We start from the raw sequence: 23,633 nt of genomic DNA on the forward strand, positions 1-23,633 counted from the left end.
AGGCCGGATTCGGTTCACGACTGCCTCACGCGGTTCACGACTCGGCCTTGCGGTGCACCCGTGCGACCCAGTCCGCCGGTTTGGCGATCTCCGCCTTGGTGGGCAGGGTGTTGGGGGATGTCCACACGCGGTTGAAGCCGTCCATGCCGACCTGTTCGACGACCGCGCGCACGAAGCGTTCGCCGTCCCGGTACTGCCTGAGCTTGGCGTCCAGACCGAGCAGCTTGCGCAGGGCGAGGTCGAGGCGGGAGGCGCCCCTGGCGCGGCGCTGCTGGAACTTCTCGCGGATCTCGGAGACGGTCGGCACGACGCTCGGGCCCACCCCGTCCATGACGAAGTCGGCGTGGCCCTCCAGCAGCGACATGACCGCGGTGAGGCGGCCGAGGATCTCGCGCTGGACCGGGGTCTGCACCAGCTCCACGAAGGAGCGTCCGCCGTCGTCCTCCTCGCCCTCGGGGCGGCCGCCGGCGAGGGACTGGGCGGCTTCCCGAATGCGCTCCAGGACGGTCATCGGATCGACGTCGGTCTCCGCCAAGAACGACTGGATTTCACCCTCGAGGTGGTCACGGAGCCAGGGCACGGCGGTGAACTGCGTGCGGTGGGTCTCCTCGTGCAGGCACACCCAGAGCCTGAAGTCGTGCGGCTCGACGTCGAGTTCGCGCTCCACGTGGACGATGTTGGGGGCGACGAGGAGGAGACGGCCGCCACTCGGTGCATCAGGGGGGCCGCCGGCCGGGAGGTCGCGGGAGGCGGGGGCGAAGGTCTCGTACTGGCCGAGGACGCGGGAGGAGAGGAAGGACAGCAGCATGCCGAGTTCGACGCCGGTGACCTTGCCGCCGACGGCGCCGAGGACCACGTTGCCGGGGCTGCTGCCGCGGCGTTCCTGCATCTTCTCCAGGAGGGGCTTGAGGATCTCCCGGAAGCCGGCGACGTTCGCCCGGACCCAGCCCGGGCGGTCGACGACCAGGACGGGGGTGTCGTGGGTTTCCCCGGTGCCCATCCGGGTGAAGCCCCGGACGTGTTCCTCCGAGGCCTTCGCGTGCCGGCGCAGCTCCGCAACGACGGCCCTGGCCTCGTCGCGGCTGACTTCGGGGCCCGGTCGTACGAGCCGTGTCGCGGTCGCCACCGCGAGGTTCCAGTCGACCATCCCGGGAGATGCGGTGCCACCGAAGCTCGTCATGCGTCAACGGTACGTGAGCGCTCCCGCTTGGGGCAGGCCGTGGGCGTCGGGTGAGGTGCGGTTTCTCGTGTGGTGACGGGTGTTGGCGCCTACCGGCAGCCGCAGTCCGCCAGTGCCGTCGCCGTCTTGTCCAGGGCCGTCTGGGCCTCCTGGGGGTCGGTCGTGTCGGAGGCCAGGAAGGCGAAGGCCAGGAAATGGCCGTCCTGGTCGACGACCGTGCCCGCCAGGGTGTTCACGCCGGTCAGGGTGCCTGTCTTCGCGCGTACGACGCCTGCCGCGCCGTCGGTGTAGCGGTCGGTCAGGGTGCCGGTGAAGCCGGCCACCGGGAGGCCGGTGAGGACCGGGCGGAGGCCGGGACGGGCCGGGTCGGCGGCCTTGACCAGCAGGGCGGTGAGGAGGTTCGCCGTGAGCCGGTCGTCGCGGTTGAGGCCGCTGCCGTCGTGGAAGGCGGCGCCGGACATGGGCAGGCCGAGCTTGGTCAGCTGGGTGGCGATGGCCTTCGCGCCGCCGTCGAAGCTCCCCGCCCGACCACTGGCCAGGGCGGTCTGGCGGGCCAGGGCCTCGGCGATGTCGTTGTCGCTGTTCGTCAGCATGCGCTCGACCAGGGCGGACAGCGGGGGCGAGGAGACGGTGGCGAGGGTCTCGGCGCGGTTGGTGGCCTTGGAGGGCCCGGGGGGCGTGGCCTTGATGCCGGCCTGCTTGAGGTAGTCCGCGAACTTGCGGGCCGCGTCGGCCGCCGGGTCGCTCACGCGGGGCGCCGCGCCCCTGGTGGAGGCGTCGGCGCGGCCCTCGTCGGCGGTCAGGGCGCTGACCGGGGCGAGGTTGTCGTTGACGCCGATGGGATGCAGCGCGGGGCCGGAGAAGAGCGTGGTGTCGTAGGAGAGCGTGATCTTGCCGAGGCCGCGCTTCCTGAGGGCGGCCGCGGTGTCGGCGGCGAGCGTGCGCAGGCTCGCCCAGCTTTCGGCCTTCGGGTGGGCGGTGAGGGTGGGGTCGCCGCCGCCGACCAGCACCAGTTCCTTGGTGTCGGGTTCGAGCGCGGCGCGGGTGGTGAGGCGGTGGTCGGGGCCGAGGGCGGACAGCGCGGCGACGGCGGTGGCGATCTTGGTGGTGGAGGCGGGGGTGAAGGCCTGGTCGGCGGCGGTGCCGTACAACTGCTTGCCGGTGCTGACGTCGACGACGGCCGCCGCATGGCCGCCGCCGAGCGCGGAGGCGTCCAGGAGCGGCCCCAGGACGTCCGCGAGGGCCTTTTGGCCCGGCGGGGCCTTCTTGGTGCTGACGGTGCCCGTGGTGCCGCCCAGGCCCGTCAGGACGGCCGGGGCGCTCGGTGCGGGCCGGGGGCCCCGCGCGCTCGTGCCCAAGGCGCCGTGATCTGCGCCACCTGACCGCTCCAGGGCGGCGGCCCGGTCCCGCTCGGCCGTACGCTGACCGTTGGCGTCCCAGGGACCGGCGACGGTCACCACACCGGCGGCCAGCGCCAGCCCGGCGGTGGCGGCGCCCGCGGTGTACTGCCAGGTCCTGAGGGCTCGCGGCCGAGGGAGGTGTGCAAGCCCGGGGCGCACTGCCTTCGTCAGCCGCGCGACCCCTGGTTTCGCGGCCGTCACGGCGCGCGCCAGTCGCGGTCGTACGGCGTTCGCGATCCGCAGCACCTGCGGTCTCGCGGCTCGCCAAGGCCTCAGCTCTGGCACGACCACCAGCCCCTTTCGCGATCACACACCTGCGTGAGGGACACTTAACCACCAGAACTATGTGCTGATCATGGAGGAGCCACCGGTGGAGTTCGACGTCACGATCGAGATCCCGAAGGGTTCGCGGAACAAGTACGAGGTGGACCACGAGACCGGTCGGATCCGCCTGGACCGTCGCCTCTTCACCTCGACCGCCTACCCGACCGACTACGGCTTCGTCGAGAACACCCTCGGCGAGGACGGCGACCCGCTGGACGCGCTGGTCATCCTGGACGAGCCGACCTTCCCCGGCTGCCTGATCAAGTGCCGCGCGATCGGCATGTTCCGGATGACGGACGAGGCGGGCGGCGACGACAAGCTGCTGTGCGTTCCGGCCACCGACCCGCGGGTGGAGCACCTGCGCGACATCCACCACGTGTCGGAGTTCGACCGCCTGGAGATCCAGCACTTCTTCGAGGTGTACAAGGACCTGGAGCCCGGCAAGTCGGTCGAGGGTGCCAACTGGGTGGGCCGCACGGACGCCGAGATCGAGATCGAGCGGTCCTACAAGCGCTTCAAGGAGCAGGGCGGCCACTGAGCCTCTCTGTTGCCACGGGCCGCACGCGCACGCGTGCGGCCCGTTCGCGTACCCATGCGCATACTGAGCCCTACGGAATGTTGCGTTCAGGGAGCGGTGCGAGGTGACGGAGGCGGAGGACCGCAAGCCCCGGTCCGACGAGGCGCGGTACGACCCGGAGATCACGTCCGAGTTCGCCGTTCCCGAGGGCATCGAGGTCCCCGAGGGCGCCGGTGAGCCGGAGGCCACCTCCGAGTTCGCCGTGCCGGAGGGGCTGGCGGCGCCGCAGCCGCCCAGTGCCGAGCCGGAGGGGTCGGCGTTCAGCCTGCCGCGCACCTACAGCGCCAAGGACGCCCCGCCCGCGTTCACCCCGGCGACCGGGATGCCGGCGGTCAGCCTGATCAAGGACGCGCCCTGGCAGGACCGGATGCGCACGATGCTGCGCATGCCGGTGGCCGAGCGGCCGGCGCCGGAGCCGGTGCAGAAGGCCGAGGAGGGCGGGCCCGCGGTCCCGCGCGTGCTCGACCTGACGCTGCGTATCGGGGAACTGCTGCTGGCGGGCGGCGAGGGCGCGGAGGACGTGGAGGCCGCGATGTTCGCGGTGTGCCGGTCCTATGGCCTGGACCGCTGCGAGCCGACGGTCACCTTCACGCTGCTGTCGATCTCCCACCAGCCGTCCCTGGTGGAGGACCCGGTCACCGCGTCCCGGACCGTACGCCGGCGGGGCACGGACTACACGCGGCTCGCGGCCGTGTTCCGGCTGGTGGACGACCTGACCGACCCGGAGACCCATGTCTCGCTGGAGGAGGCCTACCGGCGTCTGGCGGAGATCCGCCGCAACCGGCACCCCTACCCCGGCTGGGCCCTGACCCTGGCGAGCGGGCTGCTCGCGGGTGCGGCCTCCGTGCTGGTCGGCGGTGACCTGATCGTCTTCGTCGCGGCGGCGATCGGCGCGATGCTCGGCGACCGGCTGGCGTGGCTGTGCGCGGGGCGGGGACTGCCGGAGTTCTACCAGTTCACGATCGCCGCCATGCCCCCGGCGGCGATCGGAGTGGCGTTCGCGCTGGCGCACGTCGACGTGGCGGCGTCCGCGGTCGTCACCGGTGGGCTGTTCGCGCTGCTGCCCGGGCGGGCGCTGGTGGCGGGCGTGCAGGACGGGCTGACGGGCTTCTACATCACCGCGGCCGCCCGCCTGCTGGAGGTCATGTACTTCTTCGTCGGCATCGTCATCGGTGTGCTGATGGTCCTGTACTTCGGCGTGAAGGTGGGCGGCGAGCTGAATCCGGACGCGGCGATGAACATCTCCGAGCGGCCGCTGATCCAGATCGCCGCGTCCATGGTGCTGTCGCTGACGTTCGCCGTGCTGCTGCAGCAGGAACGATCCACCGTGCTGGCGGTGACCCTCAACGGCGGTGTGGCGTGGTCGGTGTACGGCGCCATGCACTACGTGGGCGGCCTCTCCCCCGTCGCCTCCACGGCGGTGGCCGCGGGGCTGGTGGGGCTGTTCGGGCAGCTGCTGTCGCGGTACCGGTTCGCGTCCGCGCTGCCCTACACGACGGCGGCGATCGGGCCGCTGCTGCCCGGTTCGGCCACGTACTTCGGGCTGCTGTCCATGGCGCAGAACGAGATCGACAAGGGGCTGGTGTCCCTGGCGAAGGCCGCCTCGCTGGCGATGGCGATCGCCATCGGGGTCAACCTGGGATCGGAGATCTCCAGGCTGACCCTGCGGGTCGGCTCCGCGGGCAAGCGGAGGGCTGCCAAGCGGACCAGGGGGTTCTGAGCCGCCTAGTAGTTCCGGGGGTACCCGTTCTGGTCGTACTGCTGCTGGTCGTAGTACTGGTTGTCGTACCCCTGGTGGCCCTGGTTGTCATAACCCTGGTGGCCCTGGTTGTCGTAGCCCTGCTGGCCCTGGTTGTCGTAGCCCTGCTGGCCCTGGTTGTCGTAGCCCTGGTTCCAGTACTGCTGGTCCTGCTGCTGCGGCTGGTACGGCTGCTGCTGGTACTGCGGCTGGTAGGGCTCCTCCGGCTCGATGCGGCGGAGCTGGGTGGTGGCGGCGTCCATGGCCGGGGGGCGCTGGTACTGGGGCTGCTGAGGAGGCTGAGGCGTCTCCCGCGGGGCCTTCTTGGCCTTGCCGCGCGCGCGGAGGAACTCGATCGCGATCGGGATCACCGAGACGAGGACGATCAGGATGAGGATCGCCTCGATGTTCTTGTTGACGAAGTCGATGTTGCCGAGCCAGGAGCCGAGCAGGGTGACGCCCGCGCCCCACATGACGCCGCCGATGACGTTGAAGATCAGGAACGAGCGGTACTTCATGCCGCTGACGCCGGCGATGATCGGCGTGAACGTGCGCACGATGGGCACGAAGCGGGCCAGGACCAGGGACTTCGGGCCGTACTTCTCGAAGAACTCGTGCGCCTTGGTGACGTTCTCCTGCTTGAAGAGGCGGGAGTCCGGGCGGTTGAAGAGGGACGGGCCGACCTTCTTGCCGAACATGTAGCCCGCCTGGTCGCCGAGGACCGCGGCGAGACAGATCAGGGCGATCGCGCCCCACAGCGGGAAGTCCAGCTGGTCGGAAGTGATCAGCAGACCGCAGGTGAACAGCAGCGAGTCGCCCGGCAGGAAGAACCCGATGAGCAGACCGGACTCGGCGAAGACGATGAGCAGCAGACCCCAGATGCTGTACGTGTTGAGCAGATAGTCGGGATCGAGCCAGCTCGGGCCGAGGGCGAGTGTCATCACGGGTCCGGGCTCCTGAGGGGGATGAGGGCGGCTACGGCGGCTGAAAGGGCGATGGGCCGCCGCACAAAGCTACCAACGCGATGTGACCGCCCCAGGTTCCACCGGTGACTCCAGGATGCACTGTGGGGCAACCGGGGCAAAGCTGTGAGCCATGGGACTCGATGACTACGGCGGCGGCCAGGGGCCCCAGCCGGACGTGCTGGTCGTCACGACCAACGACGTGCCCGGATACCGGGTGCAGCAGGTGCTCGGCGAGGTCTTCGGGCTCACCGTGCGCTCGCGGCACCTGGGCAGCCAGATCGGCGCCGGACTGAAGTCGATGATCGGCGGCGAGCTGAAGGGCCTCACCAAGACGCTCGTGCAGACCCGTAACCAGGCCATGGAGCGGCTGGTGGAGCAGGCACGCGCGCGTGGCGCCAACGGGGTGCTGGCGTTCCGCTTCGACGTGACGGAGGCCGCCGACGTGGGCACGGAGGTGTGCGCGTACGGGACCGCGGTGGTCCTGGCCCGGGAGTAGGCCTCCCGGGCCAGGGGTCACGCGGTGTGCCGGTCGGCGTTGGCGGTGATCGCCTCGCTCAGGTGATCGGCGAGCCCGGGCCGCATGGCGTCGTAGAACGCCTTGAAACGCTCGTCGGCGACGTACATCGCGCCCAGGCAGCGGTGCATGGGGTGCGGGCACTCGTAGAACCACTTGCTGATGTGCCGACGGTGCTCCTCGGCCAGGTCCATGGCCGTCTCGCCGGACGGCTGCTCGCCGGCGGTCATCAGGGCCACGTAGCGCCGGGTCCAGTCGTCGACCTCCGCCTGGAGGCGCTTCCAGTCCTCCTTGGTGTAGCGGGCGGCGCGGCGCTGCGACTCCGCGTACGCCTCGGTGCCTCCCCAGCGCTGCTCCGCCTCCTCGGCGTACTGCTCGGGATCCTTGTCCCCGAAGACCTCGAACCGCTCCTCGGGCGTGAGGTTGATGCCCATCGTGCGTGCCTCCATGGCGTGCTCCACGGCCGTGGCCATCTTCTGCAGCTTCTCGATCCGGGCGGTCAGCAGCTCGTGCTGGCGGCGCAGGTGCGCGCGCGGGTCCACCTCCGGGTCGTCGAGCAGGGCCGCGACCTCGTCGAGCGGGAAGCCGAGCTCCCGGTAGAACAGGATCTGCTGGAGCCGGTCGAGGTCGGCGTCGCCGTAGCGCCGGTGGCCGGCGTGGGTGCGCTCGCTGGGCACGAGCAGGCCGATCTCGTCGTAGTGGTGCAGGGTGCGCACCGTGACCCCGGCGAACCCCGCGACCTGTCCCACGGAGTAGCTCACTTTTCCGCTCCTTGTCGTCGGTACGTCGTACACGCTGAGGCCTCACGCCGCGTGAGGTGCAAGCCCGTTTCGCTTCGGGATGTTTGACCTCTTTTGTCCGCTTATGGTGATCTCGTGGCCCAGGACAGCGCGCAGCAGGCGCCCCCCACCGCTCCCGCGACCCCCGCGCGCGCTCTGTTGCCCTTGATCCTGCCCGCTCTGGTCGTGGGCGTGGTGTGCAGCCTGCTCTTCGTCGGGGTGACCGTCGCGGCCGAGCAGCTCGAGGACGTGCTGTGGAAGAACCTGCCCGCCGCCCTGGGCATCGGCGGCTACTCCACGCTGTGGATCTTCGTCATGCTCACCGCGACCGGCATCGCGGTCGGTCTGGTGGTGTGGAAGGTGCCGGGGCACGCGGGGCCCGACCCGGCCACCATGGGGCTGAACGCGCCCGCGCTGCCGCCCGTCGTGCTGCCCGGCCTGCTGCTGGCGGCGGCCCTGATGCTCGCGGGCGGCCCGAGCCTCGGCCCCGAGAACCCGATCATCGCCGTCAACGTCGGGCTGGCGGTATGGCTGGGCCGCCGGTTCCAGCCCAGGCTGCCTGGCCCGCTGTGGATGACGCTGGCGGAGGCGGCGACGATCGGCGCGCTGTTCGGCACCCCGGTGGCCGCCGCCCTGGTCATCTCGGAAGCGCTGGCCGGGCAGCGGATCAAGGGCCTGCTCTGGGACAACCTCTTCGCCCCACTGGCCGCCGCCGCGGCGGGCGCCCTGACGACCGACCTCCTCCACCACGCGAGCTTCGACCTCCATCTGCCCCCGATCGGCCGACCGGGCGCCGCCGACATCCTGGCGGCGATCGTCATCGCGTCGTTCAGCGCGGCACTCGGCATGTGCGCGGTCTACGCCTTCCCGTACCTCCACCGCGCCTTCCAGCGGCTGCGGCACCCGATGCTGATGCTTCCGGTGGGCGGACTCGTCCTGGGGGCGCTGGGGGCTCTCGGCGGCCCGCTGACGCTCTTCAAAGGGCTGGACCAGATCGCGCAGCTGGCCGCCGACCCCGAGGGCTGGTCGGCCGGACAGTTCGCCACGATGACGGTGGTGAAACTGGCCGCCCTGACGGTCGCCGCGACCTGTGGCTTCCGCGGCGGCCGGATCTTCCCCGGCGTGTTCATCGGCACCGCCCTGGGTCTGTGCGCCCACGCCCTGGTGCCCGGCGTCCCGCCCGCCGTGGGGGTGGCGGCGGGCGTGCTGGGCATGCTCCTGGCCATCACCCGGCAAGGCTGGGTGAGCCTGTTCACCGCTGCGGTCCTGGTCGCCTCGCCCGTCATCCTCGCCCTGCTCTGCATCGCCTCGCTGCCGGCCTGGCTGCTGGTGACGGGGCGGCCGCAGATGCAACTGAGGGCGGACGGCACACAGATCCGCTGACTCACTCCCCTGTCTGGAGGCACGTACATGGCCCTGCACAAAGGTCCCGAGAAGCAGGACGAGCGGCCGATGTCGGTCAACCCGTTCTTCGGGGAGGCAAACCCGATTGTCGAAATGACCGAGGCCCCGCCCAAGCACCGGCTCCCCGACGCGCCCCTGCCCCCCAACACGGCGGCGCAGATCGTGCACGACGAGCTGATGCTGGACGGCAACTCCCGGCTGAACCTGGCCACGTTCGTCACCACCTGGATGGAACCGCAGGCCGGGGCACTGATGGCGGAGTGCCGGGACAAGAACATGATCGACAAGGACGAGTACCCGCGCACGGCCGAGCTGGAGCGGCGCTGCGTGGCGATGCTCGCCGACCTGTGGAACGCGCCGGACCCGTCGGCCGCCGTGGGCTGTTCGACCACGGGATCCAGCGAGGCGTGCATGCTGGCCGGGATGGCGCTGAAGCGGCGCTGGGCGACGCGCAACGCCGACCGCTACCCGGCGGCGCGCCCGAACCTGGTCATGGGCGTCAACGTCCAGGTCTGCTGGGACAAGTTCTGCAACTTCTGGGAGGTGGAGCCCCGGCTGGTCCCGATGGAGGGCGAGCGGTACCACCTGGATCCGCAGGCGGCGGCCGGCTTGTGCGACGAGAACACCATCGGGGTCGTCGGCATCCTCGGCTCCACCTTCGACGGCTCCTACGAGCCGATCGCGGACCTGTGCGCGGCCCTGGACGACCTCCAGGAGCGCACCGGTCTCGACATCCCGGTGCACGTGGACGGCGCGTCCGGGGCCATGGTGGCGCCCTTCCTGGACGAGGACCTGGTGTGGGACTTCCGCCTCCCGCGCGTGGCCTCGATCAACACCTCGGGCCACAAGTACGGCCTGGTCTACCCGGGCGTCGGCTGGGCCCTGTGGCGGGACAAGGAGGCGCTGCCCGAGGAACTGGTCTTCCGGGTGAACTACCTGGGCGGCGACATGCCGACCTTCGCGCTCAACTTCTCCCGGCCCGGCGCCCAGGTGGTCGCGCAGTACTACACGTTCCTGCGGCTGGGCCGGGAGGGCTACCGGGCGGTGCAGCAGTCGACACGGGACGTGGCGCGCTACGTCGCCGGCAGGATCGAGGCGCTGGACGACTTCCGGCTGCTCACACGCGGCGACGAGCTGCCGGTGTTCGCCTTCACCACCGCTCCGGGGGTGAAGGCGTACGACGTGTTCGACGTCGCCCGGCGGCTGCGCGAGGGCGGCTGGCTGGTGCCCGCGTACACCTTCCCGCCCAACCGGGAGGATCTCTCCGTGATCCGGATCGTGTGCCGCAACGGCTTCTCCCACGACCTCGCCGACCTGTTCCTGGAGGACCTGAACCGCCTGGTGCCGGAACTGCGCCGGCAGCCGCATCCGCTGACCCAGGACAAGGAGGCGGCCACCGGCTTCCATCACTAGGGCCCGGAAGGCGGACGACGGGAATTGTCAGACAGGTCCTAGCGGCCCAGGCGCGCGAACCTCCGTACCGCCAGTGGGAAGAACACGGCCAGCAGGCCCAGCGGCCAGGCCACGGCCGCCCCCACGTGGCCCGGATCGCCGCCCTGGCCGCCGAGCAGGTCCCGTACCGCCGTCGCCGACTGGGACAGGGGATTCCACTGGACGGCCGTGCCCAGCCAGTCGGGCATGGCGTCCGGTGTAGCGAGGGCGTTGGAGAGGAAGCCGACCGGCCAGACGAGGATCTGCACGGCCTGGACCATCTCGGGCCGGCCGGCGACCAGGGCGAGGTGGATGCCGACCCACAGCATCGCGAAGCGGAGCAGCAGGAGCAGGCCGATGGCGCCCAGGAAGACTCCGGGGCCGCCGTGGGCCCGCCAGCCGAGCGCGTACGCCACCGCCGTCATCAGGGCGAGCACGACCGCCGACTGGAGCATGTCGGCCGCCGAACGGCCCACCAGGACCGCCCCGTTGGTCATGGGCAGGGAGCGGAAGCGGTCGATGACGCCCTTGTTGAGGTCCTGGGTGACGTTGAGCATCGTGCCCTCCAGGCCGAAGGCCATGGTGAGCGCGAGCATGCCGGGCACCAGGTAGTCGACGTAGTCGCCGGTGACGCCCCGGCCGCCGCCGATCAGGTAGCCGAACATCAGCAGCAGCATCACCGGGAAGACCAGGGCGACCAGCACCTGCCCGGGCTGCCGTGCCCAGTGGGCGAGTTCGCGCCGGGCCATGGTCCAGGAGTCAGTCAGGACATACTGGACGGAAGGGGACATCGCCATCACGCGACCTCCTTCACTCGGTTCCCGTCACCGGTCAGGTGCAGGAAGACCTCGTCCAGCGTGGGCCTGCGCAGGGCGACGTCCGCCGCCTCGATGCCCGCCGCCTCCAGGGCGCGTACGACCCCGGACAGCGCACCCATGCGGTCGGTGACCGGGGCGCTGAGCAGCCTGCGGTCGGTGTCCACCCGGACGCCGGTGACGGGCAACAGGGCGGCGGCCGCGCCGAGCAGGCCCGCGTCGCGCAGCACGACGTCGATGCGGTCGCCGCCGGTGAGGGTCTTCAGCTCGTCGGGGGTGCCGTCGGCGACGACCCGGCCGTGGTCCACGAAGGCGATGCGGTGGGCCAGTTGGTCGGCCTCCTCCAGGTACTGGGTGGTGAGCAGGACGGTGGTACCGCCGCCGACCAGGGAGCGGACGGCGGACCAGACCTCGGCGCGGCCGCGCGGGTCGAGGCCGGTCGTCGGCTCGTCCAGGAACAGCACCTCAGGATCGGTGATCAGGGAGGCGGCGAGGTCGAGGCGGCGGCGCATGCCGCCGCTGTAGCGGGCCACCGGGGTGCGGCCGGTGTCGCCGAGGTCGAAGCGGTCCAGGAGTTCGGCGGCGCGCACGCGCGCGTGGCGGGCGCCGAGGTGGTGCAGGCGGGCGAACATCTCCAGGTTCTGCCGGCCGTCCAGCTGCTCGTCCAGGGCCGCGTACTGGCCCAGCAGGCCGATGCGCCGCCGCAGCGCGCGGGCCTCGGTGCGGACGTCGTGCCCGGCGACCTCGATGCGGCCGCCGTCCGGCCTGAGCAGGGTGGACAGGATCCGCACCAGGGTGGTCTTGCCCGCGCCGTTGGGGCCGAGCACCGCGTGCACGGTGCCGCGGGTGACGTGCAGGTCGAGCCCGTCCAGGGCGTTTCTGGTGCCGTAGGTCTTGCGTGCGTCCTCGACGGTGATCGCCGCGTCGGCCACGTGCCACCCCCTCGCTAGTCAAACTTGACTACCACCTGAAAGTAACGCGATCCCGCGCATTGGTCAAACTTGATTAGCGGTCGTCCTCCGGGTGCCGCTCCCCCGTCGCGTACGGGTTCTCCTGGCCCTCGGTGAGTACGCCCACGAAGCGCTCGCCCTCGCCGGCGAACGTGTAGGCGCCTGCCTCCAGGCGGGCGATCAGCCCCCGGGTCCAGGCCTCGTCGGAGTCGGCCCTGTGGACCCAGAGGTTCATGATCTCGCCGATGTGGCCGAGCTGTTCGGGGCCGTCCTCGGGGATGTAGTGCTCGGTGACGGCGGCCCGCCACTCCCCGATGCGCCGGATCCGCTCCCGGAGCAGGTCCAGCGCCTCGGCCCGCGCCAGCTCGACCAGGAAGCCGATGGCCGCCGACTGGATGTCCATCTTCTGGTCGTAGGCGACCAGGGACTCCCGCAGCAGCCGGAAGAACTCCTCCTCGCCCCGGTCCGTGATCTCGTACTCGGTGCGCGGCGGCCCCCCGGCCGTGGAGGGCGCGATCTCGTGCGCGTGCAGCAGCCCCTGCTTCTCCATCTGCTTCAGGGCGTGGTAGATCGAGCCCGGCTTGGCGTTGGACCACTCGTGCGCGCCCCAGTACTCCAGGTCGCCCCGCACCTGGTAGCCATGGGCCCGCCCGTGCTGGCGCACCGCGCCCAGCACGAGAAGACGGATCGCTGACATGCGGTCCAGGTTATTGCCGTGGAGCTAGCCCGCCTGCTCCAGGGCCACCAGCTCGAACGCGGTCTTCCCGTCCAGGGACTCGCGGATGATGTCGGCGTGGCCGGCGTGCCGGGCCGTCTCGCGGATCAGGTGCAGACACAGCCAGCGCAGGGAGACGCGGCCCTCCGGCGGGAACCACGGGTCGGGCGGCAGCGGGAAGCTGTCGTCCAGGCTGGGCGCGGAGCGGATGAACTTCTCCGTCTCGGCGGCGACCTGCTCCCAGTACGCGAGCTGCGAGGCGACCGTCTCGTCGTCGGCCAGCCGGAAGCACTCGTGCCAGTTCGACTCGTCGCGCCGGATGGCCGGCGGCTCCTGCTTGGCGCGGGCCACCCAGCCCTGCTCGACCTCGGCGACATGCTTGAGCAGTCCGCCGAGCGACAGTTCGCTGGCGCTGGGGCAGGAGCGGGCCTGCTCCTCGGTCAGTCCGAGCAGCGCCCGGCGGATCCCGCCGCGCTGTTCCTCGATGAACGCCAGCAGCGCTCCCCGCTCGTCGCCCTGCGTCTCCGCCGCCACGTGAGTGACCATGACCGACCGCCTTTCTTCGGGTCCGTTTCCCTGACACCGACGAAGCTACGGGCCCTTGCGGTCAGGTTCTGTCCGCAAGGGCCCGCGAGGCGAAGGAGATCTGGAAGGGACCCGGGAGGAGGCCTAGAACGGGAAGCCGCTGCGGCCGTGCTGCACCGAGATCCACTTGATGGTGGTGAAGGCCTCCAGGGTCGTCTCGCCGTTCAGGCGGCCGAGGCCGGAGTGCTTCTCGCCGCCGAAGGGCACGAGCGGCTCGTCGTGCACGGTGCCGTCGTTCACGTGGAACATGCCCGTGTCGATCTGCTTGGCGAACGCCACACCGCGCTCGATGTCACCGGTGTGGACGGCGCCGCTGAGGCCGTACGGGGTGTCGTTGACGATCCGGACCGCCTCCTCCTCGCCGTCGAAGGGGACGAGGAAGACGACCGGACCGAAGACCTCCTGCTGAAGCAGGGCGGAGTCGGCGGGGACGTCGGTGAGCACGCTGGGCTCGACCAGGTTGCCGGTGGTGATGCCGTGCACCAGGGCGGTGGCGCCCTCGGCGAGTGCCTGCTCGACGGTGCCCGAAACGGCGTTCGCCTGCGCGGAGTTGATCACTGGGCCGATGACGGTCTGCGGGTCGCGCGGGTCGCCGACCTTGAGCGTCCTGACCTTGGCGACGAACTTCTCGGTGAACTCGTCCGCGATCGAGCGGTCCACGAGCACCCGGTTCGCGGCCATGCAGACCTGGCCCTGGTGGACGTAGCGGCTGAAGACCGCCGCGTCGACCGCGTAGTCGATGTCGGCGTCGTCCAGGACCACCAGCGCGCTGTTGCCGCCCAGTTCGAGCACCGAGCGCTTGAAGTGCGAGGCGCAGACGGTGGCGACGTGCCGGCCGACCTTGTCCGAGCCGGTGAAGGAGATGACCTTGGGGATCGGGTGCTCGATGAAGGCGTCGCCGATCTCGGCGATGTCGGTGACGACGACGTTGAGCAGGCCGCCGGGCAGCCCGGCCTCCTCGAAGATCTTCGCGACCAGGGTGCCGCCGGCGATCGGGGTGTTCTGATGCGGCTTGAGCACCACACCGTTGCCGAGGGCGAGGGCCGGGGCCACCGACTTGATCGACAGCAGGAACGGGAAGTTGAACGGGCTGATCACGCCCACCACACCGACCGGCACCCGGTAGACGCGGTTCTCCTTGCCGTCGGTCGGCGAGGGCAGGATCTTCCCCTCGGGGCGCAGCGCCAGGTGGACCGACTCGCGCAGGAACTCCTTGGCGAGGTGCAGCTCGAAGCCCGCCTTCACGCGCGTGCCGCCGAGTTCCGCGATGATCAGGTCGGCTATCTCCTGCTCGCGGTCCTCTATCAGCCTCAGGGCCCGCTCGAAGACCGCGCGGCGGGTGTACGGGTTGGTCGCGGCCCACTGCTTCTGGACACGAGCGGCGCTCTTGTAGGCCTGGTCGACCTCGTCGACGGTGGCCACCGTGATGGAGGCCAGCTTCTCGTCGTCGTAGGGGTTGAAGTCGATGACGTCCCAGGAACCGGTGCCCGGGCGCCACTCACCGTCGATGTACTGCTGGGCCAGCTCGCTGAAGTAGGACGACATGTGATCCCTCAATCACTAGCGATGCCAGATCCTGGTCACGGTCTGATCACCCGTCATCGTACTTGCGATTCAAGAGAGTTGAAGGTGACCTCTCAAGACAGTTGAAGCAGTCCCCGCAACAGGTCCCGGCTCTCGTCCGGGCCCGGGCTGTCCTGCTGCAGCTCCTTCAGCGCCTGCTCGTACTGGGCGACGTCCTCCCGCTTGTCCAGGTAGAGGGCGCTGGTCAGCTGCTCCACGTACACCACGTCGGGCAGGTCCGTATCGGGGAAGCTGAGGATGGTGAAGGCGCCGCTCTCGCCGGAGTGCCCGCCGAAGCCGAACGGCATGACCTGCAGCCGTACGTTGGGCCGCTGGGAGACCTCGATCAGGTGCTGGAGCTGGCCGCGCATCACGTCGCGGTCGCCGTAGGGACGGCGCAGGGCCGCCTCGTCCAGGACGATGTGGAACTCGGGGGCGTTGTCGTCGAGCAGATGCTTCTGCCGCTCCAGGCGCAGCGCCACGCGCCGCTCCACGTCGGCCGTGCTCGCGCCCTTCATCCCGCGCCGGACCACCGCGCGGGCGTACTCCTCGGTCTGCAGCAGGCCGTGCACGAACTGCACCTCGTACACCCGGACCAGGGAGGCGGCACCCTCCAGACCCACATAGGTGGGGAACCAGCTGGGCAGCACGTCGGTGTAACTGTGCCACCAGCCCGCGACATTGGCCTCCCGGGCGAGGGAGAGCAGCGACTCGCGCTCCGCCTCGTCGGTGATGCCGTACAGCGTCAACAGGTCTTCCACGTCCCTGGTCTTGAAGCTCACCCGGCCCAGCTCCATCCGGCTGATCTTCGACTCGGACGCACGGATCGAGTACCCCGCCGCCTCACGCGTGATCCCCCGCGCTTCACGCAGTCGCCTGAGTTGCGAGCCGAGCAGCATGCGCCGCACCACCGATCCGGGCTCTCCCGCGCTCACGTTCGCCAGCCTCCCCAACCGTCTTTGGGGCCGAAGTCTGCCACTAAAACACTTCGAGCAGTACTCGTCCGGTTACGGAAACGGAAAGAGGTCGGCCGTTTTCCGGAGGAAGAGGTCAGGACCTTTGGCAGACTCGCGATCCAAGTTGGCGGAAAAAATGGCCAAGAAGCGGTACGGGCAGGTTCAATTCGGTCGCGTGCACGTGCATCTGCCCTTGCATCTGCCCTTCCCATCCGAAACCATGGTGCAGCGCCACCGCTGCATCGCAACGACCGCGAATTCCCGGGAGTGCCTCGCATGGGAACGAATGGATCGACCATGCTCAAGCCGTTACGGCAGGGCCTTCCGCCGCTGGATCCCGCGGCCGTGTCCGATGCCGCCTCCTGCGCCCTGCCCGCCCGCTACGAAGCGGTGCGCGAGGCCCGCCGCTTCACGCGCGGCACGCTGGACCAGTGGGACGTGGGCGACCGCTTCGACGACATATGTCTCGTCGTCTCCGAACTCGTCACCAACGCCCTGCGCCACGGCCTGCCGCTTCCCCACCACCGCCCTTCCAACGAGGCCCTGCGGGCCGCACCTTCCGACTCGGCCGACGCGGCATGCTCCGAGCACGAGCCCTCGGTACGGCTGCACCTGATGCGCTGGGCCGAGCGGCTGGTGTGCGCGGTGCGCGACCCCAGCCACGAGACGCCCGTCCCGCGTGACTCGGACGACTTCTCGGCCGAGTCGGGCCGCGGACTGTTCCTGGTCGACTCCTTCGCCGACAGCTGGGGTTGGCACCCGCTCGCGGGCAGCCTCGACGGCAAGGTCGTCTGGGCGCTGTTCCGGCTCCGAACGGCCGACTGAAGAAACGCGGCGTCGACCGACGCCGCGTTTCTACGCGCGTACACCCGAACTTCGCCCGGCCGTCACCGGCTGTCCCTACCACCCCGGCCCACCGGGCCGGTGAGTCGTTTCAGCCGGCTATCAGATGGTCGAACTCGCCGTCCTTGACGCCGAGGAGCATGGCCTCGATCTCCGCGCGCGTGTAGACGAGCGCGGGCCCGTCCGGGAAGCGCGAGTTGCGTACGGCCACCTCGCCTCCGGGCAGCCGCGCGAACTCCACGCAGGAGCCCTGCGAGTTGCTGTGCCTGCTCTTCTGCCAGGCCACGCCGTCCAGCTGCGTGGCAGCCATGCCGTTGTAAGCCATGCCGTTGTACACGTCGTACCCCCCGTACACGCCGTCAACGTCGCGGTCCACAGGTCGCTCCCCGGTGGTGCACTGGCTGGTGTGGCCATGGATGCTGTAGTCAACTGACCCGGATCATAACCCCGTTCACGTGCAGATGCATGAGCAGATGCACGTGCACAGGGGGTGTTCCCGCGATTACAGCTTTGGCGTCCGCTTTACCGAAATCGTTCCAGCGTCTGCCCCAGAGACGGCAGCACATGCCCCCGCCAGCCCCCGCCCATGATCTTCCGAGCCATCATCTGCGCCGGGTCGTCCGGATCGAATCCCTCGTGCACTAGGAAGAGACGCGTTCCGCGCCCTTCCTGTTCCAGGGTCCACGTAATGGTCCAGTCCGCGGGATTGGCCGGATCTGCGTCCGCCCACCGGAGGGACAGCATCCGCTCGGTGTCGTAGGCCAGTACCCGCACTTCCACGACACCGGAGAAGCGGGAGCCCGGCCGCGGGACCGAGGTCATCCGGTACCGGTGACCGACCTCGAGCCGGAAGTCCTCGGCGCCGGGCATCTGCCAGCGGGCCAGCAGGTCGGGCTCGGTCAGGGCGCGCCAGACCTTGGCGGGCGGGTGCGGGAAGAACTGGTCGACGCGGATCGTGGTGAGGTCGTCGGCGTCGCCGGGTGCGGTGTTCATGGGCGGTCATCGTCCGGCATGCGGTCGAGCAGAGCGCCGAGGCCCTTCAGCTGGTCCCGCCAGAACCGCTCGTACGGGTGGAGCCAGTCCTGCACCTCGGCGAGCGGGGCCGCCTCCAGGCGGTAGATGCGCTGCCGGCCGGAGCGCTGCTCGGAGACGAGGCCGGCCTCGCGGAGCACCCTGAGGTGTTCCGAGAGGCTCGGGCGGCGCATGTCGAAGTGGTCGGCCAGGGCCTGCACGGGCTGCGGCCCGCGCTCGCGCAGCAGCCGGAGCACTTCCCGGCGGGTGGCGTTGGCGAGCGCCGCGAAGACGCGGTCCTCGGCGGCCTCCCGGGTTCCGGCTGCGGTCATTGCCGACCTTCCTACTGGTGAGCCTCCGTGAGCAGCATCAGACCGTTGCCGTCCGGGTCGCGGAAGGAGGCCATCCGCCCCCAGGGGTACTCGTCGGGGCCCTGCACCTCGGTGCCCGCCTCGGCGAGCCGTGCGCAGTCGGCGTCGACATCGGTCGTCACCAACATGATCCCCCGGGCCGAACCGGGCTCGAAATCCCCCATGCCGGGCCCGGAGAGCGTGAAAACGGTCTGCGCACCCTTCGGCGCGACCTGGAGCCAGCGCCCCGGCGGCATCTGGAGGTCGGCGGTGACCTCGAAGCCGAGGACGTCCCGGTAGAAGCGCAGGGCGCGGTCCTGGTCGGTGACGGGAAGCGTGACGAATGAGGCGTGCGTGATGGTCATGACCAGAAGCATAGGTAGGCAATCTCCTACGCGCCAATCGTAGGAGATTGCCTACCTATCACTGCTCACCTTACGGTTCGCGTGGGATCGCTTAGCTGATCAGAGACGCTCACAACGGATTCCTGACCGGCGTCCGGAAGTCCTCCTGGTAACGGCTGGTAGCTTGCTGCGGTCCCTCCGGTCCGGGGGGTGTCGACCGCGACGGGCCGACGGCCCCGGGGCGGCCGGCCCGCCAGAGCTTGGGGAGCTTGACGTGACTACGGCGACTGCAAGGGTGCGGACCGCGGCCGCGGCCGCGGGGCTGGTGGGCGCGCTCGCGCTGACCGGGTGCAGCGGGGGCGGTTCCAAGGACGACGCCTCGCCCACCCCGAGCGCGACCCCGACGTCCACGGGTACGGGCGCCGTGACCGGCTCCTCCGGCAAGCTCCAGGGCAGCTGGATCACCACCAGCAAGGGCGCCGTCGTGGCCCTGGTGATCACCGGGAAGCAGGCCGGGCTGTTCGTGACTGGCGGGACCGTGTGCAGCGGTGCCGCCGGCACCGAGGCGGGCATGCAGATGATCCATCTGACCTGCACCGGCGGCGGCAAGGACCGGGTCACCGGCATGGTCGACTCGGTGAGCAAGGACGCGCTGAAGGTGACCTGGTCGGGCAAGCTCGGCCAGGAGACCTACACCAAGGCCGAGGGCGGCAAGCTGCCGTCCGGGCTGCCGACGGCACCCGTGAAGCAGTGACGGGGCCCCTGAAGCGGTGAATTCGCCCGGGGCGCGTGATCGCGTCCGGGGCGCAGGGGCCATGATGCGGGGAGACCGTCACGACCTCGATGGGACTCGCTCATGCGCGCCATTCCGCTCACCGTCACCGCCCTCGCCGCCGCCCTTGTGCTGACCGCCTGCAATGACGGCGGTGGCGGCAAGAACGGGAAGAGCAGCTCCGCCTGCGAGATCGGCAGAGTCTCCGTGCAGATCGGGTCGGCGAGCGTGGCCCCGGTCGCCGGTGACACGGGCGAGGTGCCCGTCAGCATCACCAACCAGAGCGCGCCCTGCGTCCTGGACAAGTTCCCGGGCGCCCGGCTGAACACGGGCAACGTCGAGGTCGACGTGCCCATGCAGCAGGGGGCGAAGGCCCAGAAGCTGAAGCTCGCCAAGGGCGACTCGGCGAGCTTCACCATCTCCTATGTGCGCGGCAAGGCGGGCGACAAGCGCAGCGTGGCGGCGAAGACCGTGAAGATCGCCCTGCCCGGCTCCACCACCACCCGGACCTTCCCGTGGTCGTACGGGCCCGTCGCCTCCAAGGGCACCCAGGGCACCCCGGACGCCTCCGTCAGCGCCTTCCAGCAGGTCGGGGACTGACGGCTCACGGCAGTCTGGGGCGGGCCCTGACCTGGGCCTCGTCCGCCGCTCGCGCGCCCTCCGTCCAACCGGCCGCGTCGGTCACGCCGCGCAGCCGGGTCGTGGTGGTCTCGGGGAACATGCGCTCCAGCCGGTCGGTGACGGCCACCTCGCGGGTGGCGAGGACGGGCAGCAGGTCCTGGGTCACCTGGGTCTCGGCCACGGCCGCGAGACGGTCGCCGACGCGGTGGGCGTAGGCCGCGAGGAAGGACTGCCGGAAGGTCTTGGTGCGCTTGCGGCCACCGGCTCGCTGGGCGGCCTCCGCCTTGGTCATCGCGTGCGTGGCCTGCACCAGCAGCGAGGTGTGGAGCAGCTCGACCGCCTCCAGGTCCGCCTCGAAGCCGACGACCGTGGAGAAGCCCAGCGGTTCGTTCCACACCGCGCGGCAGTGGTTGGCGGTGGCGACCGCGTCCAGCAGCATCGCCTTGGCCTGCTCGTAGGGCGGCTCGACGCCGATGCGGCAGGCACCCGGCGCGTCCGGCGCGGGGGCAGCGGCGGCGAGCAGCGCCTCGTCGACGCTGTGCCGGGCCATCAGCTCCTGCGCCTTGGCGCTCAGCGCCTCGGCCTCCTCCGGATACCCGGTCGCCTCGGCCTTGGCGAGCAGGGCGCGGATCCGGGTGAGCATGCGGGACGCGGCGGGCCCGTGCTCGCGGCGGGGCTCTTCGAGGGGCTCCAGGGCGGGCAGCCGCAGCAGCAGGCGGTACAGCTGGAGCACCGCGGTGGCGTGCGAGAAACGGTCGCCGTCGCGCGCGGGGTCCTGCGGCAGCGCCTCCAGCTGGGCTGCCCAGCGGTGCCCGCGCGGGCGGTCCCGCCCGGCCTGCGCCCGGATCAGCCCCGCGGCCAGGCGGACGTGGCCGTCGTCCAGCTCGCGCCGTACGAGCCGTACGACGTCGGCGGGCTGCCAGCCGCGCTGCCAGGCCGTGGCGACGAACTCCTGACCCCGCCGCACGAGTTCGGCGTCGGCCGCGGGGTCGGCGGCGAGCAGGGAGGCGCCCGTGTCGAGTCCGGCGTCGGTGTCGTCGTACAGGGCGGCCCGGAAGGCCCGCTCGACGGTGCTGGAGGTGCTGGTCACGGTGTCGATCGTGCCATGGGCCGCGGACGGCGGGCCGGGGCCGTCCACACCCTGTGGACAGCTTTCCGCACGCGGCGGCCGCAAGGGCGGCCTGCGCACTGTCAACTACTGGTTGACGGTGCCGGGGTGACAACCTACGGTTGACGCATGGCGACCAACCCGAACATCACGGCATCCGTGCGCCTCGACGACCTCATCGAGGCGATCAAGAAGGTCCACCCCGAACCCCTCGACCAGCTCCAGGACGCGGTGATCGCCGCCGATCACCTCGGTGACGTGGCCGACCATCTGATCGGTCACTTCGTCGATCAGGCCCGCCGCTCGGGGGCCTCCTGGACCGACATCGGCAAGAGCATGGGCGTGACCCGGCAGGCGGCGCAGAAGCGGTTCGTGCCGAAGGAGTCCGCCGACCTCGACCCCAGCCAGGGCTTCAGCCGCTACACCCTCCGCGCGCGGAACGTGGTCATGGCCGCGCACAACGAGGCGCTGGCCGCGCGCAACACCGAGGGCCGCCCCGAGCACCTGGTCCTCGGGCTGCTGGTCGAGCCGGAGGGCCTGGCCGCGAAGGCGGTCACCGCGCAGGGCGTCCTGCTGGACTCCGTACGCCAGGCCGCGACCGCCGCGCTCCCGCCGGCCGCCGAGGAGGTCCCCGACCTCGTCCCCTACGGCCCGGAGGCCAAGAAGGTCCTGGAACTCACCTTCCGCGAGGCCCTCCGGCTCGGCCACAACTACATCGGCACCGAGCACCTCCTGCTGGCCCTGCTGGAGCACGAGAACGGCGTGGGCGTCCTCAGCGGGCTCGGCATCACCAAGGCCGGGACCGAGGAGTACGTCGGCAAGGTGCTGGCGCTGCTCCTGGAGCAGAAGAAGGCCGCCTCGGACGCGCAGGAGGCCGCGAGCGACGGACCGGCGGACTGAGAAGGGGCCGGAACAGCGGTCCGGGAGCATCCGGCCCCGAGACGCGAATCCGCAGGTCAAGCCCATTGTCAGTGCCGCCTGCCACACTCGCAGTCATGACCGACCGGTGGGCTCTCGCACCGGCCGAGGACGGTGGCGTGGACGTCGCCCCCCTCGGCTCGGACGGGCTGCCCGCCGGTCCGGTGCGGCGGGAGAGCGATCTCGCCGGGGCGGTGCGGAGCCGCCCGGAGGTGACGCGCTGGGTGTGGCGGTCGACCCCCGAGGTCTATCCGCGTCTGCTCGCCACGGGGGTGCGAGTGGAGCGGTGCTACGACATCGAGGACGCCGAGACACTTCTGCTGGGTCATGAGGGCCGGTACGGCGAGCCGCGCTCGGCCGCCGCCGCCCTGGCCCGCCTCCGCGGCGGCCCCGTACCGCCCGACCCGCCGCTGCGCCCGGCCGAACCGGGCGCCCAGTCCCCGCTGTTCGAGCCGGGCGGCACCCGGCTGCCGCTGGCGGACCTCCTCGCGGTCTACGCCGACCAGCAGCGGCGGCACGGGAAGACCGCCCACCCCGACCGGATGCGGCTGCTGACCGCCGCCGAGTCGGCCGGGATGCTGGTGGCCGCCGAGATGAACCACGCCGGCCTCCCCTGGAGTGCCGGGGTCCACCGCGAGCTGCTGCACGACCTGCTGGGCGAGCGGTACGCGGGCGGTGGCGAGCCGCGCCGCCTGGCCGAGCTGGCCGACGAGGTGTCCACCGCCTTCGGCCGCCGGGTCCGGCCCGACCTGCCCGCCGACGTCGTCAAGGCCTTCGCCCGGGCCGGGATCAAGGTGAAGTCCACCCGCCGCTGGGAGATCGAATCCCTCGACCACCCTGCGGTGAAACCGCTGCTGGAGTACAAGAAGCTGTACCGCATCTGGGTCGCGCACGGCTGGTCCTGGCTGCAGGACTGGGTCCGCGACGGCCGCTTCCGGCCCGAGTTCCTCGCCGGCGGCACGGTCACCGGGCGCTGGGTGACCAACGGCGGGGGCGCGCTGCAGATCCCCAAGGTGATCCGGCGGGCCGTGGTCGCCGACCCCGGCTGGCGGCTGGTCGTGGCCGACGCCGACCAGATGGAGCCGCGCGTGCTGGCGGCGATCTCCCGCGACCCCGGCCTGATGGAGGTGGCCGGCCGCGAGAGCGACCTCTACCAGTCCGTCTCCGACCGCGCCTTCTCCGGCGACCGGGACCAGGCCAAGCTCGCCGTGCTCGGCGCGGTCTACGGCCAGACCTCGGGCGACGGCCTGAAGAACCTCGCCGCGCTGCGCCGCCGGTTCCCCAAGGCGGTGGCCTACGTCGACGAGGCCGCGCGGGCCGGTGAGGAGGGCCGGCTCGTGCGCACCTGGCTGGGCCGGACCTGTCCGCCCGCCGCCCGGCAGGGCGAGGACGCGGAGGAGGAGGCGGGCATCCCCATCGGCGAGGACACCCCCGACGGGCAGCCATGGGTCCCCGGATACGCGTCCACCGACTCCCGCGCGCGGGGCCGCTTCGCGCGCAACTTCGTGGTGCAGGGCAGCGCCGCCGACTGGGCCCTGCTGCTGCTCGCCGCGCTGCGCCGGTCCTGCGCGGACCTGGCGGCCGAGCTGGTGTTCTTCCAGCACGACGAGGTGATCGTGCACTGCCCCGCCGAAGAGGCCGACACCGTCGCCCAGGCCATCCGGGACGCGGCCGAACTCGCCGGACGGCTGACCTTCGGCGAGACCCCGGTGCGCTTCCCGTTCACGACGGCGGTGGTGGAGTGCTACGCCGACGCCAAGTGAGGGCTCC

The 23,633-nt window shown here is 71.0% G+C and carries 25 protein-coding genes; 10 read left to right on the forward strand and 15 right to left on the reverse strand.

Annotated features, from left to right (window positions below; genetic code table 11):
- Nucleotides 1-34 precede the first annotated feature (34 nt).
- A complete protein-coding gene (locus tag ACFYZZ_RS42540) occupies nucleotides 35-1,180 on the reverse strand; it encodes a zinc-dependent metalloprotease (protein ID WP_389188603.1) in 1,146 nt (381 codons plus the stop codon).
- An 89-nt stretch (nucleotides 1,181-1,269) separates the two neighbouring features.
- Entirely contained in the window at nucleotides 1,270-2,871 is a 1,602-nt protein-coding gene (dacB, locus tag ACFYZZ_RS42545; RefSeq protein WP_389188605.1) for a D-alanyl-D-alanine carboxypeptidase/D-alanyl-D-alanine-endopeptidase, read from the reverse strand.
- A gap of 79 nt (nucleotides 2,872-2,950) precedes the next feature.
- On the opposite strand from dacB, the gene ACFYZZ_RS42550 reads away from it, so the two are divergent.
- Together ACFYZZ_RS42550 and ACFYZZ_RS42555 are read left to right on the forward strand one after the other, a co-directional pair.
- On the forward strand, nucleotides 2,951-3,442 hold the full coding sequence (locus ACFYZZ_RS42550; RefSeq protein WP_010044289.1) for an inorganic diphosphatase: 492 nt from the start codon (nucleotides 2,951-2,953) through the stop codon (nucleotides 3,440-3,442).
- A 103-nt stretch (nucleotides 3,443-3,545) separates the two neighbouring features.
- On the forward strand, nucleotides 3,546-5,201 hold the full coding sequence (locus tag ACFYZZ_RS42555) for a threonine/serine exporter ThrE family protein (RefSeq protein ID WP_389188608.1): 1,656 nt from the start codon (nucleotides 3,546-3,548) through the stop codon (nucleotides 5,199-5,201).
- A 5-nt stretch (nucleotides 5,202-5,206) separates the two neighbouring features.
- On the opposite strand, the gene ACFYZZ_RS42560 is transcribed toward ACFYZZ_RS42555, so the two are convergent.
- Nucleotides 5,207-6,163 (reverse strand): DedA family protein, encoded by a 957-nt coding sequence (locus ACFYZZ_RS42560; protein WP_389188611.1) that lies wholly within the window; start codon nucleotides 6,161-6,163, stop codon nucleotides 5,207-5,209.
- A 151-nt stretch (nucleotides 6,164-6,314) separates the two neighbouring features.
- On the opposite strand from ACFYZZ_RS42560, the gene ACFYZZ_RS42565 reads away from it, so the two are divergent.
- Nucleotides 6,315-6,680: a YbjQ family protein gene (locus ACFYZZ_RS42565; RefSeq protein WP_145885814.1), complete on the forward strand. Its 366-nt coding sequence runs from the start codon at nucleotides 6,315-6,317 to the stop codon at nucleotides 6,678-6,680.
- Nucleotides 6,681-6,697: 17 nt separating this feature from the next.
- Here ACFYZZ_RS42565 and ACFYZZ_RS42570 read toward each other — a convergent pair whose 3' ends face one another.
- The gene (locus tag ACFYZZ_RS42570; RefSeq protein WP_389188614.1) at nucleotides 6,698-7,459 is read right to left on the reverse strand and encodes a MerR family transcriptional regulator; all 762 of its coding nucleotides are present in this window, start codon (nucleotides 7,457-7,459) and stop codon (nucleotides 6,698-6,700) included.
- A gap of 114 nt (nucleotides 7,460-7,573) precedes the next feature.
- Between ACFYZZ_RS42570 and ACFYZZ_RS42575 the strand changes: the two genes are divergently transcribed.
- Nucleotides 7,574-8,860, forward strand: a complete 1,287-nt coding sequence (locus tag ACFYZZ_RS42575; RefSeq protein ID WP_389188617.1) for an ion channel protein — start codon at nucleotides 7,574-7,576, stop codon at nucleotides 8,858-8,860.
- 27 nt (nucleotides 8,861-8,887) lie between these two features.
- On the forward strand, nucleotides 8,888-10,294 hold the full coding sequence (locus ACFYZZ_RS42580; protein ID WP_389188620.1) for a glutamate decarboxylase: 1,407 nt from the start codon (nucleotides 8,888-8,890) through the stop codon (nucleotides 10,292-10,294).
- Between the two features lie 38 nt (nucleotides 10,295-10,332).
- Here the strand turns inward: ACFYZZ_RS42580 and ACFYZZ_RS42585 are convergent, their stop codons facing one another.
- The 6 genes from ACFYZZ_RS42585 to ACFYZZ_RS42610 form a co-directional block, all read right to left on the reverse strand.
- Complete coding sequence (locus tag ACFYZZ_RS42585; protein ID WP_389188622.1) at nucleotides 10,333-11,109, reverse strand: ABC transporter permease; 777 nt, start codon at nucleotides 11,107-11,109, stop codon at nucleotides 10,333-10,335.
- Complete coding sequence (locus tag ACFYZZ_RS42590) at nucleotides 11,109-12,059, reverse strand: ATP-binding cassette domain-containing protein (protein ID WP_389188625.1); 951 nt, start codon at nucleotides 12,057-12,059, stop codon at nucleotides 11,109-11,111. The genes ACFYZZ_RS42585 and ACFYZZ_RS42590 overlap by 1 nt, the downstream gene beginning before the upstream one ends.
- 73 nt (nucleotides 12,060-12,132) lie before the next feature.
- On the reverse strand, nucleotides 12,133-12,774 hold the full coding sequence (locus tag ACFYZZ_RS42595; RefSeq protein ID WP_386579509.1) for a PadR family transcriptional regulator: 642 nt from the start codon (nucleotides 12,772-12,774) through the stop codon (nucleotides 12,133-12,135).
- 24 nt (nucleotides 12,775-12,798) lie between these two features.
- On the reverse strand, nucleotides 12,799-13,338 hold the full coding sequence (locus ACFYZZ_RS42600) for a DinB family protein (protein WP_389188628.1): 540 nt from the start codon (nucleotides 13,336-13,338) through the stop codon (nucleotides 12,799-12,801).
- A gap of 123 nt (nucleotides 13,339-13,461) precedes the next feature.
- A complete protein-coding gene (locus ACFYZZ_RS42605; RefSeq protein WP_389188631.1) occupies nucleotides 13,462-14,922 on the reverse strand; it encodes an aldehyde dehydrogenase family protein in 1,461 nt (486 codons plus the stop codon).
- Between the two features lie 92 nt (nucleotides 14,923-15,014).
- Nucleotides 15,015-15,839, reverse strand: coding sequence for a helix-turn-helix domain-containing protein (locus tag ACFYZZ_RS42610; RefSeq protein WP_389188771.1), 825 nt, complete (start codon nucleotides 15,837-15,839; stop codon nucleotides 15,015-15,017).
- A gap of 354 nt (nucleotides 15,840-16,193) precedes the next feature.
- Here ACFYZZ_RS42610 and ACFYZZ_RS42615 point away from each other — a divergent pair, with 354 nt between their 5' ends.
- Nucleotides 16,194-16,721: an ATP-binding protein gene (locus tag ACFYZZ_RS42615; RefSeq protein WP_389188634.1), complete on the forward strand. Its 528-nt coding sequence runs from the start codon at nucleotides 16,194-16,196 to the stop codon at nucleotides 16,719-16,721.
- 109 nt (nucleotides 16,722-16,830) lie between these two features.
- Here the strand turns inward: ACFYZZ_RS42615 and ACFYZZ_RS42620 are convergent, their stop codons facing one another.
- From ACFYZZ_RS42620 to ACFYZZ_RS42635, 4 genes are all read right to left on the reverse strand, one after another.
- Nucleotides 16,831-17,064, reverse strand: a complete 234-nt coding sequence (locus ACFYZZ_RS42620; RefSeq protein ID WP_386579628.1) for a DUF397 domain-containing protein — start codon at nucleotides 17,062-17,064, stop codon at nucleotides 16,831-16,833.
- A gap of 197 nt (nucleotides 17,065-17,261) precedes the next feature.
- Nucleotides 17,262-17,732, reverse strand: coding sequence for an SRPBCC domain-containing protein (locus tag ACFYZZ_RS42625; RefSeq protein ID WP_389188636.1), 471 nt, complete (start codon nucleotides 17,730-17,732; stop codon nucleotides 17,262-17,264).
- Nucleotides 17,729-18,082, reverse strand: a complete 354-nt coding sequence (locus tag ACFYZZ_RS42630; protein WP_389188639.1) for an ArsR/SmtB family transcription factor — start codon at nucleotides 18,080-18,082, stop codon at nucleotides 17,729-17,731. The genes ACFYZZ_RS42625 and ACFYZZ_RS42630 overlap by 4 nt, the downstream gene beginning before the upstream one ends.
- A gap of 11 nt (nucleotides 18,083-18,093) precedes the next feature.
- Nucleotides 18,094-18,465, reverse strand: a complete 372-nt coding sequence (locus ACFYZZ_RS42635; protein WP_386579499.1) for a VOC family protein — start codon at nucleotides 18,463-18,465, stop codon at nucleotides 18,094-18,096.
- Nucleotides 18,466-18,718: 253 nt separating this feature from the next.
- Between ACFYZZ_RS42635 and ACFYZZ_RS42640 the strand changes: the two genes are divergently transcribed.
- Both ACFYZZ_RS42640 and ACFYZZ_RS42645 read left to right on the forward strand, forming a co-directional pair.
- The gene (locus tag ACFYZZ_RS42640) at nucleotides 18,719-19,198 is read left to right on the forward strand and encodes a hypothetical protein (RefSeq protein ID WP_389188642.1); all 480 of its coding nucleotides are present in this window, start codon (nucleotides 18,719-18,721) and stop codon (nucleotides 19,196-19,198) included.
- Between the two features lie 102 nt (nucleotides 19,199-19,300).
- The gene (locus tag ACFYZZ_RS42645) at nucleotides 19,301-19,816 is read left to right on the forward strand and encodes a DUF4232 domain-containing protein (RefSeq protein WP_389188645.1); all 516 of its coding nucleotides are present in this window, start codon (nucleotides 19,301-19,303) and stop codon (nucleotides 19,814-19,816) included.
- A gap of 4 nt (nucleotides 19,817-19,820) precedes the next feature.
- On the opposite strand, the gene ACFYZZ_RS42650 is transcribed toward ACFYZZ_RS42645, so the two are convergent.
- The gene (locus ACFYZZ_RS42650) at nucleotides 19,821-20,927 is read right to left on the reverse strand and encodes a DUF2786 domain-containing protein (RefSeq protein WP_389188648.1); all 1,107 of its coding nucleotides are present in this window, start codon (nucleotides 20,925-20,927) and stop codon (nucleotides 19,821-19,823) included.
- 147 nt (nucleotides 20,928-21,074) lie between these two features.
- Here ACFYZZ_RS42650 and ACFYZZ_RS42655 point away from each other — a divergent pair, with 147 nt between their 5' ends.
- Nucleotides 21,075-21,845 carry a Clp protease N-terminal domain-containing protein gene (locus ACFYZZ_RS42655; protein ID WP_389188651.1) on the forward strand — a complete coding sequence of 257 codons (771 nt, stop codon included), beginning with the start codon at nucleotides 21,075-21,077 and terminating at the stop codon, nucleotides 21,843-21,845.
- Between the two features lie 95 nt (nucleotides 21,846-21,940).
- Entirely contained in the window at nucleotides 21,941-23,626 is a 1,686-nt protein-coding gene (locus ACFYZZ_RS42660) for a bifunctional 3'-5' exonuclease/DNA polymerase (RefSeq protein ID WP_389188654.1), read from the forward strand.
- Nucleotides 23,627-23,633: the final 7 nt, after the last annotated feature.

This window comes from Streptomyces sp. NPDC001816 (assembly GCF_042892235.1).
Lineage (GTDB): Bacteria > Actinomycetota > Actinomycetes > Streptomycetales > Streptomycetaceae > Streptomyces.